This window comes from Streptomyces sp. NPDC057654, from assembly GCF_042800135.1.
Lineage (GTDB): Bacteria > Actinomycetota > Actinomycetes > Streptomycetales > Streptomycetaceae > Streptomyces.
In genome coordinates this window covers 1-8,886 of sequence record NZ_JBHVHQ010000311.1, presented here as the reverse complement: position 1 = coordinate 8,886, position 8,886 = coordinate 1, and the positions used below count along the sequence as shown (strand labels likewise).

Annotated in this window: 6 protein-coding genes; 3 read left to right on the top strand and 3 right to left on the bottom strand. The window is 73.4% G+C overall.

What is annotated here, in order from left to right; translation table 11 throughout:
• Together ACFU99_RS22375 and ACFU99_RS22370 are read left to right on the top strand one after the other, a co-directional pair.
• A partial coding sequence (locus ACFU99_RS22375; RefSeq protein WP_384394640.1) for a sensor histidine kinase occupies positions 1-976 on the top strand: 976 nt, incomplete at its 5' end.
• A gap of 143 nt (positions 977-1,119) precedes the next feature.
• Positions 1,120-2,529 (top strand): FtsW/RodA/SpoVE family cell cycle protein, encoded by a 1,410-nt coding sequence (locus ACFU99_RS22370; RefSeq protein ID WP_384394644.1) that lies wholly within the window; start codon positions 1,120-1,122, stop codon positions 2,527-2,529.
• Positions 2,530-2,594: 65 nt separating this feature from the next.
• Here the strand turns inward: ACFU99_RS22370 and ACFU99_RS22365 are convergent, their stop codons facing one another.
• The 3 genes from ACFU99_RS22365 to ACFU99_RS22355 all read right to left on the bottom strand — a co-directional run bounded on the left by ACFU99_RS22365 (position 2,595) and on the right by ACFU99_RS22355 (position 6,935).
• Entirely contained in the window at positions 2,595-4,580 is a 1,986-nt protein-coding gene (locus ACFU99_RS22365) for a prolyl oligopeptidase family serine peptidase (protein WP_384394638.1), read from the bottom strand.
• Positions 4,581-4,663: 83 nt separating this feature from the next.
• Positions 4,664-6,109: a M20/M25/M40 family metallo-hydrolase gene (locus ACFU99_RS22360; protein WP_384394636.1), complete on the bottom strand. Its 1,446-nt coding sequence runs from the start codon at positions 6,107-6,109 to the stop codon at positions 4,664-4,666.
• Entirely contained in the window at positions 6,102-6,935 is an 834-nt protein-coding gene (locus tag ACFU99_RS22355; RefSeq protein ID WP_384394642.1) for a M55 family metallopeptidase, read from the bottom strand. The genes ACFU99_RS22360 and ACFU99_RS22355 overlap by 8 nt, the downstream gene beginning before the upstream one ends.
• 264 nt (positions 6,936-7,199) lie before the next feature.
• Between ACFU99_RS22355 and ACFU99_RS22350 the strand changes: the two genes are divergently transcribed.
• A partial coding sequence (locus ACFU99_RS22350; protein WP_384394634.1) for a sensor histidine kinase occupies positions 7,200-8,886 on the top strand: 1,687 nt, incomplete at its 3' end.

Below are 8,886 nucleotides of genomic sequence, written 5' to 3'. Positions count from 1 at the left end.
CCGCTATGTCTACGGCATCACCGTCCTCAACGACGTCTCCAACGCCACCAGCGCCCTCGCCCTGACCCTGCTGATCGGCGCGCCGCTGCTGATGGCCCTGACCGTCGGCATCGCCTGGGGCGTGACCGGGCTCGCGCTGCGGCCGGTCGCCGCGATCCGCGGGGAGCTGGCCGCCGTCACCGCCCGGGAGCTGGACCGCCGGGTCCCGGACCCGGACAGCGGCGACGAGATCGCGCGGCTCGCCCGGACCGTCAACGCGACCCTCGACCGGCTGGAGCAGTCGGTGGGCCGGCAGCGGCAGTTCGTCGCCGACGCCTCGCACGAGCTGCGCAACCCGATCGCGGCGCTCCGCGCGGAGCTGGAGGTGGGGCTCGCCGGGTCCAGCGACGCGCGGCTCGCCGCGTCCGTACGGCAGGCGCTCGGCGACGCCGACCGGCTTCAGCGGATCATCACGGACCTGCTGCTGCTCGCCCGGCTCGACGCGCGGGTGCAGCGCCCGGACCAGGCGGTGGACCTGGCGCTGCTGGCCGCCGAGGAGATCGCGCGGCGCCGCTCGCCGCGGGTGCCCATCACGCTCGCCGCCGACGAGCCGGTGCCGGTGCGGGGCGACCACGCGCGGCTGGAGCGGCTGCTGACCAATCTCGTCGACAACGCCCTGCGGTACGCGCGGTCGGCCGTACGGATCTCCGCGGCCCTGGACCCGGCGACGGGCGAGGCGTCGTTGCGGGTGACCGACGACGGGCCGGGCATTCCGCCGGAGTCCGCGGAGCGGGTCTTCGAGCGCTTCACGCGGCTGCATCCGGCCCGTGACCGGGGCAGCGGCGGCACCGGGCTGGGGCTCGCCATCGCCCGGGAGATCGCGCAGTCGCACGGCGGGACGCTGCGCGTCGAGCCCGCGCCGGACGGCGAGTCCGGGGCGCGGCTGGCGGCCGTCTTCCCGACCGGCGCGGCCGACCAGACGGGCCCGCGTTCCTGAACGCGCCTTCAGGAATCTCAGGTTCTCTTCAGTGACGGTCCGCGATGATCGGATGAACCCGTACGGACGCAGTGCCCGCGGGCCGTACCACCGCCTGAACCGGGAGGACGCCCGTGCGTGGACGGAGCACCGAGCCCCTGGCCATGACCGACACCGGCGGGGCGACCACCCTCACCGGCCCCGGCGAGGAGGCCCGCGGCGGCAGATGGCGCGCCGCGTCCGTGACGGGGAGCCCGCGGCGCACCGAGGCGCTGCTGCTGGTCTTCGTCCTGTTCATCGTCACCTTCGGCTACACCGACGCGGGGCTGGGCCTGACCGGCGAGCTCCCCGACGGGCTGGCCGGTTTCGTGGCCTCGCAGGCGTGCTGCTCGCTGGTGGCGCATATCGCGGTGCGCCGGTTCGCGGCGCGCGCCGATCCGCTGATCCTGCCGCTGGCGATGCTGCTGACGGGTCTGGGGCTGGTCCTCATCCACCGGCTCGACCACTCCTACAAGGAGCGGTGGCACTCCGGCGCGATGGCGCCGGGCCAGCTGATCTGGACGGTCGTCGGCGTCGGCGTGGCCATCGCGGTGATCGCGCTCCTCAAGGACTACCGGCGGCTCCAGCGCTATATCTACGTGACCATGGCGGCGGCGCTCGTGCTGCTCATCGCCCCGGCGATGTTCCCGGGCGACTCCTACGGCGCGAAGCGGTGGGTGCACCTGGGGTCGCTGCTGTCGTTCCAGCCGGGCGAGTTCGTGAAGGTCATGATCGCGATCTTCTTCGCCGGGTATCTCGTCACGCACCGGGACGCGCTCACCCTGACGGGCCGCCGCTTCCTGGGCATGCGGCTGCCGCCGGGCCGGCAGCTCGGCCCGATCGTCACGATCTGGATCATCAGCCTCCTCGTCCTCGTCTTCGAGCGCGACCTGGGCACCTCGCTGATCTTCTTCGGCCTCTTCGTGGTGATGCTCTACGCCGCCACCGAGCGCACCAGCTGGGTGATCTGCGGCGTGCTGATGGCCGCGGTCGGCGCGTTCGCGGTCGGCTCGACGGAGCCGCACGTCAAGGGCCGCATCGTGGCCTGGCTGCACCCCTTCGACATCTACCTCCCGGTGGACCAGCGGCCCCCGGGCCTCGTCTCCGACCAGGCCGCGCAGGCCCTGTTCAGCTTCGGCTCCGGCGGCGTCAGCGGTACGGGCCTGGGCCTCGGCCACCCTGAGCTGATCCAGTTCGCGGGCCGCTCCGACTTCATCCTCACCAGTGTCGGCGAGGAACTGGGCCTGGCCGGCACCATGGCCGTGCTCGTGCTCTACGCCCTCCTCATCCAGCGCGGCCTGCGCACCGCCCTCCTCGCCAACGACCCCTTCGGCAAGCTCCTCTCCCTCGGCCTCTCCGTCGTCGTAGCCTTCCAGGTCTTCGTCGTCGCGGGCGGCGTCACCGGCCTCATGCCCCTCACCGGCAAGGCCCTCCCCTTCCTGGCCCAGGGCGGCTCGTCCATGGTCGCCAACTGGCTGCTCATAGCCGTCATGATCAAGGTCAGCGACGGGGCGCGGCGGCAGCAGGATCTTTAGCGCGGACCAGTGCGACAGCGGTACGGGCCCCCGCCGCCGGGGCCCGTACCGCGCCGTTCACCCGCTCACCCGTCGAGCCGCAGCGCCGGTACGTCCGTGGCGAAGCCGAATACCTGGGCGTACAGGGAGAGTTCGGCTTCCAGGGCGCGGATCATGGAGTCGGCGCGGCGGAAGCCGTGGCCCTCGCCTTCGAAGGTGAGGTAGGCGTGGGGGATGGCGCGGCCCTTGAGGGCTTCGAGGAAGCGTTCGCACTGGACGGGCGGGCAGATCGGGTCGTCCAGGCCCTGGAGGAGCAGGAAGGGCGCGGAGAGGTGGGCGGCGCGGTGCAGGGGGGAGCGGTCGCGGTAGCGGTCGGGGACCTCGGACGGCGGGCCGATGAGGGTGTGGAGGTACTGGGACTCGAAGTCGTGGGTGCCGTCGGCCGCCCAGCCGACGAGGTCGAGGACGGGGTAGCTGATGGTTCCGCAGGCGTAGAGGCCGGTGGAGGTGAGTGAGGCGGCGGTGGTCCAGCCGCCCGCGCTGCCGCCGCGGATGGCGAGCCGCGCCCGGTCGGCGGTGCCCTCGTCGGCGAGCGCCTCGGCGACGGCGGCGCAGTCCTCGACGTCGACCACGCCCCAGCTCTCGCGCAGCCGGTTGCGGTAGTCGCGCCCGTACCCCGTCGAGCCGCCGTAGTTCACCTCCACGACCCCGACGCCGCGCGAGGTGAAGTAGGCGATCTCCAGGTCCAGTACGAGCGGGACGCGGCCGGTGGGGCCGCCGTGGGCCCACACCACGTAGGGCGGCAGTTCGCCGGAGGGGCCCGTGTGGCCGGGGCTGTGCGGCGGGTGGACGTGGGCGTGGATGTCCCGGCCGTCCGGGCCGGTGAAGACGCGGATCAGCGGCTCGGGGTAGTAGGCGGGGTCCACGGGGTCGGTGTGCGCGGCGGCCGTGACCCGGCTGCGGCCCGTACACGTGTCGAGCTCGACCACCTCGTAGGCGGTGCGGGGGCTGGCGGCGACGCCGAAGACGCGGGTGCCGTGGACCGCCAGGGTGGGGGCCCACTCCGTCCAGGGGCCCGCCGAGTCGACGAGTTCGCCGCTCTCCGGGTCGAGTATGCCCAGCGCGGTGGTGCCGCGGCCGTGGACGACGGCGACCATGCCGTTCTCCAGCGGCGCGAACCAGCGCTCGCCGAGCATCCACAGCGGGCCCGCGAACTCCTCGTCGCGCGGGCACAGCGCGGTGGTCGCGCCGGTGGCCGGATCCACCGCGTGCAGGTTCCACCAGCCGGTACGGTCGGTGGCCGCCAGCAGCGTTCCGTTTGCGGCCCATTCGGCCTGGGCGACCGCCTCGCCGGGTCCGCCCAGCACCGTGCGCGCCCCCGTGAACCCGCCCTCGGCGGCGGTCTCCGCGACCCGCAGCTCCGTGCCGTCCCAGGGCATCCGCGGGTGGTCCCAGGCGATCCAGGCCGCCTGCCGCCCGTCGGGCGAGAGCCGGGGGCCGGTCACGAACCGGTGCCGGTCGTCGGTCAGTTCGCGGACCGCGCCCCGGTCCTCGGCCGCCGTGCCGTCCAGCGGTACGGCCGCGATGACGCGGCGCACGTCGGTCGGGCCCTCGCCGGTGAACTCCTCCAGCACGCACCAGACTTCGCCCCGGTCCAGGTGGACGACGGGGTCAGCCCACCGCAACCCGCCGCCGAGGGCCGAGACGGGGGTCAGGGGGCGGGGTGCGGCGCCGTCCGGGCCGTCCGGCTCGTACGCGTACAGCCGCTGGTCGGCGAAGTCGCTGAAGACGATCAGCGGGCCGCCCTCCTCGCGCGGCGCGCCCGCCCACGGCTGGCCGCCGTACTCGATGACCCTGGTGCGGACGTTCCACGGCGCGGCCAGCGGCGTCTCCTCGACGCCGTCGGCGCGCAGCCGCATCAGGGCGCGCCGGCCGGCCTCCTCGGGGCGGGGCGCGATCCACCACACCTCGTCGCCGACCGTGCCCAGGAAGCCGGGCCGGCCGTCCCGCGAGGCGGCGAGCGCGGCATCGATCGGGGAGGGCCAGGCTCCGTAGGGCGCCGTGGTCGTCATGATGGCTACGCCTCCTGTGGGCGGGGGACGGTGCGGGTCGGGTATGCCTGCCGAAGAGACTTCAGCAGGGTTCGAGCGCGCTTTCAACGGACCGCGGTCCGGCTCGGGCGGGACGCGTCGGCAGCCGGGCAGGGACGATTCGCCCGCATCAGGAAGTCGTCGAGCACGCGGACGCCGAAGTGCAGCGCCTCCACGGGCACCCGCTCGTCCACGCCGTGGAAAAGCGCCTGGTAGTCGAAGCCGACGGGCAGTTTGAGCGGCGAGAAGCCATAGCCCACGATGCCCAGCCGGGAGAACTGCTTGGCGTCCGTGCCGCCGGACATGCAGTACGGCACCGGGCGCCCGGTCGGGTCGAACTTCTCGATCGCGGCCCGCAGCGCCGCGAACGTCGGGGAGTCCACGGGCGCCTGGAGCGGCACCTCCCGGTGCTGGAACTCCCACTCCACGTCCGGCCCGGTGAGCCGGTCCAGCGTGGCGTGGAACTCCTCCTCGCCGCCCGGCACCATCCGCCCGTCGACGTGCCCGACGGCGGTGCCCGGGATGACGTTGATCTTGTATCCGGCGTCGAGCATGGTCGGGTTGGCGCTGTTGCGGACCGTCGGGGCGACGAGCGCGGCGGCGGGGCCCAGCTTGCCGAGGAGTTCGTCGACGTCGAAGTCGGCGGCGTCCAGGTCGGCCTCGATGCCGTGCAGCGCGGCCAGTTCGGTGAGCGCGGCCCGTACGGTCGGGGTGAGGCGGACGGGCCACTGGTGGTCGGCGATCCGGGAGACGGCCGCCGCGAGGTTGCTGACAGCGTTGTCCGGGTTCACCTTGGAGCCGTGGCCCGCGGTCCCGCGCGCGGTGAGCTTGAGCCAGCCCGTGCCGCGCTCCCCCGCCCCCACCGGATAGAGCCGCAGCCCGCCGCCCGCGTGGAAGGTGAACGCGCCGGACTCGCTGATGCCCTCCGTGCAGCCCTCGAAGAGGTCCGCGTGCTCCTCTGCGAGGAAGCCGGAGCCGACGACGGCGCTGTCCTCCTCGTCGGCGGTGAAGGCCAGCACGATGTCGCGCGGCGGCCGCACCCCGGACCGCGCCCAGGCCCGTACGGCGGCGAGCACCATCGCGTCCATGTTCTTCATGTCGACCGCGCCGCGCCCCCAGACCACGCCGTCGCGGATCTCCCCGGAGAAGGGGTGCACGCTCCAGTCGGCGGGCTCGGCGGGCACCACGTCGAGGTGGCCGTGGACGAGCAGCGCGTCCGCGCCGGGGTCGGCGCCGGGGATGCGGGCGACGACGTTCGTACGGCCAGGTTCCCGCTCCAGCAGCGTCGGTTCGATGCCCGCGTCGGCGAGGCGCTCGGCGACGTATTCGGCGGCGGGCCGCTCCCGGCAGTCGCCGCCGCCCCGGTTGGTGGTGTCGATGCGGATCAGCTCGCTGGTGAAGCGGACGACCTCGTCGAGGGCCGCTCTGTCCACCCGGCCGCCGACGCCCCCGGCCCCTCCGTCGTCGTCGCCCTTGCCTTCGTTGCCCTCGCTCAGGGACTCCTCAGCCATACTGCTCCTCCACCGCGGCCGACACGACGGTGGTGACCGCCTTGAAGGCGCGGATGCCCTCGTACATGGTCGTCGTGGTGTAGGCGACGCGGCGCTCGCCGGTGATCTCCACGCCGGGCACCACCGTCGCGGCGCCCGCCAGATGTTCGGCGTCGAACTCGATCTCCACGGTGTGTGGTCCGGCCTGCACCGGTTCGTGCCGCCGTGCCAGGGACACGGCTTCTTGCGCCGCGGCCCTGATGTCGGACGCCGTACGCGCCGGGGTGCGGCAGACCGCCGCGTACCGCGACACATAGTCCTTGACCGCGACCGAACGGGCGCGCGGCGCATAGCCCTTGGCGTCCTCGCAGGTCAGGTCATCGCCCGTCACCAGCACCACGGGCACACCGTATTCGGCGACGACCAGGGAGTTCAGCAGCCCCTCACTGGCGCGCGCGCCGTCCACCCAGACGCCGGTGAGGGAATTGGCGAGGTAGGTGTGGGCGAGGACGCCTGCCGTGCCGGCCCCGGTGTGGTAGCCGACGAAGGCGATGCCGTCCACGTCGCCGTGCTGCACGCCCTCGACCATGCTCAGGCTCTTGTGCTTGCCGACGAGGAGTTGGGCCCGCTCGTCCAACTCCTCCACCAGCAGGTTGCGCATGGACCAGTGCGCCTCGTTGACCAGCACCTCGTCGGCGCCCCCGGCGAAGAACCCGGCCGCGGCCGCGCTCACGTCCGAGGTGAACAGATGCCGGCAGCGCTCCCACTGCGAGGCGCCCGGCAGCACATCGGCCGGCCAGGTGACCCCGGTGGCGCCCTCCATGTCCGCTGAGATGAGGATCTTCACCATGCACCAGTCCTATCGCAGGTGGGAGGCTGTGCGCAGCAGTCCCGACGACACCTGATGGCATCTGACGGCATCTGAGGCATCGATTCCGCCGGCGCCGGGCCATGCCCCACCCTAACCAGACCGCCTCGCGACTCCCTGTGAGGGCGCGTACACGATCCGGACTATCCCCTTCCACTCTGCGCCCGCCCCCACGACTTTCGTCGCGTCGGGCCGCGACCAACGGTGACTGCGACCGCGAAGGGAGATGTTTACCGTGGTCGCGTGAGACTTGTGAAAAACGGGGGTATCGGGGGAAGCGCGGCGGACGAACTGCGCCGGGCGCCGCGGCGGCTGGCCGAGGCGTTCCGGCGGCTCTTCGCGCCCGGCATGTGGTCCGTCGGCCGGATCATCGGCGAGACGCTCCTGAGCCTGATGCTGGGACTGCTGTCCCTGCCGCTGGAGGACACGGTCAGCGACACGCCGCGGACCGTCACGGTGGCCATCGCCGTGGCGCTGCTGTCGCCGCTGCGCCGGGTGCTGCCCGCATCCGTACTGCTGCTGACCGCCGTCGGCGGGATCGTGCTCCCGGGCCTGCTCCCGCTGGTCCCCGTCGCCGCCTGGTCGGCCGGGAAGCGGATCGCCGCGCACGGCCGGGCCACCGCCGTCTTCGCGTCCGCGTACGTCCTGAGCGTCGCCGCGTCCATGGTGCAGGACCTCCCCCGCGTCCTCCTGTCGTCCGTGATCTTCGGCGCCCTGCTGATGCTGGCCCTGATCCTGCTGCCCGGCCTGATCAGCCGCTACTCCTCGCAGCGCCACACGCTGCTGGACACACTGCGCGACTACAACGCCCAGCTGCTGCGCGAACGCGAGATGATCGCCGGTCAGGCCCGGCTGCGGGAGCGCCAGCGCATCGCGCAGGACATGCACGACAGCCTCGGCCACCAGCTCGCCCTCATCTCCGTGCACACCGGCGCGCTGGAGGTCGACAGCGAGCTGACGGGTCGGCAGCGGGAGGCCGTCGGCGTCCTGCGGGAGGCGTCCGTCACCGCGATGCGCGAACTGCGCGAGGTGGTGGGACTGCTGCGGGACGGCACCCAGGCCCCCGACCCGCAGCAGGAACCCGGCCCCGCCGCGGGCGTCGCGGACGGCATCGAGGCCCTCGCGCAGTCCTCCCGCGCCGCCGGTACGAGCGTGGTGCTGCGGCGCGCCGGGGAACCGCGGCCCCTCACCCCGGCCGCCGACCACGCCGCGTACCGCGTCGCGCAGGAGGGGCTGACCAACGCCCACAAGCACGCGCCGGGCGCGCCGATCGAACTCGCCCTGCACTACGACGCGGACTCCCTGGTCGTGGAGGTCGTCAACGGCCCGGCGCCGGCCGGGGCCGGGCGGGCCGCGGTCAGCGGCGGCCAGGGGCTGACCGGGCTCGGCGAGCGGACCCGGCTGGTCGGCGGCATGGTGCACGCCGGTCCGACGCCGGACGGCGGGTTCCGGCTGGCGGGAGTGCTGCCGTACGCCCCGGCCGGGCCGGACGCGCCCGCGCCGGAGCCGAGGCAGGCGACGTTCGTCGACTCGTCGGACGACCTTCGGCGGCAGCACCGGACGGGCTCCCACGGTGACAGTGATCCGGTCATCGAAGGGAACGGCCTGCCCAAGGAGCTGGCGAAAGCAGTGAACAGAAACAAGCGACGCGGGGGCTGCGCCCTGGGGTGCGGAATGGTGGTGCTGATCGTCGTGGCCGCCCTCGTCCTCGGCGGGATGAAGCTCTGGGACGTCGTGCAGCGCAGCATGATAGAGCCGGATCAGTACGACGCGATCAAGGTGGGGCAGTCCGAGAAGTCGGTGCGCGACCGGCTGCCCGACGGCAAGTCCTTCCTCACCCAGGGGCTGGGCAAGGGCGCCCCGCCGGAGCCGGCGGGGACCGAGTGCCTGAGCCTGATGTCCAGCGAGGACACGGACGACGTGAACAATG